Origin of the sequence: Phytoactinopolyspora endophytica (assembly GCF_004138495.1) — a bacterium.
GTDB lineage: Bacteria > Actinomycetota > Actinomycetes > Jiangellales > Jiangellaceae > Phytoactinopolyspora > Phytoactinopolyspora endophytica.
The window spans coordinates 136,107-136,802 of the sequence record NZ_ML142860.1; the positions used below are offsets into that span (position 1 = coordinate 136,107).

A 696-nucleotide genomic window follows, 5' to 3' on the forward strand; every position below is an offset into this window, starting at 1 on the left:
GAGCTCGGTCACGAGCGCATCGCGTTCCTCGGATCTCCGTCGGGCTCGGCCACAGGTGACCGGCGCGCCGAGGGCTTCTTCCGCGCGGCGCAGGAACTTGGGCTCGCCGCTGACGACGCCCTCGATGTGCGGGCGGACGATGACACCGCGCACAGTGGCGAGGCGCTCGATCAGCTGCTGAGTCTCGTTCGACCACCGACGGCGATCGTGTGCATCAGCGATGTCCATGCTGTCGGTATCCTGCGTGCGGCCGCCGCGCGCGGGCTGGCCGTGGGCCGCGACCTCGCGGTGACCGGCTTCGACGATTCCCCTATTGCCCCGCTGCTTACCTCATCGCTGACGTCGGTGCGCCAGCCGCTCGAAGCGGTGGCGCACCGGATAGTACGGAACCTCACCACCACGCTCGCCGAGCCGGCCACCGGGCCCGCCGGCGAACTCCTCGCGCCGGAGCTGATCATCCGTGCGAGCACTCGACTCGACTGACCACACCATCGAAGGAGCGTGCGAACATGCGCACCCGACCACGACGCCTCTTTCAGCTACTGGTTCTCCTGACAGGCGGTGCCCTTCTGGCCGCGGCCTGCGGAGGGTCCGACTTCGCCGACGACGGGGACGAGCAGGCCGGCAGCGAGGCACCGGCGGACGGCGAGAGCCCGGACGGCGACGACGGCTCGTCACTGACCTTGATGGGGTTCT

Annotated in this window: 1 protein-coding gene and 1 pseudogene; both read left to right on the forward strand. The window is 69.7% G+C overall.

Annotated features, from left to right (window positions below; genetic code table 11):
• Positions 1–483 (forward strand): substrate-binding domain-containing protein (locus tag ELR45_RS38665; RefSeq protein WP_205857017.1); only part of this gene is annotated, 483 nt, incomplete at its 5' end.
• 26 nt (positions 484–509) lie between these two features.
• Positions 510–696 (forward strand): annotated as a pseudogene (locus ELR45_RS35650) (hypothetical protein); the annotation flags it as partial.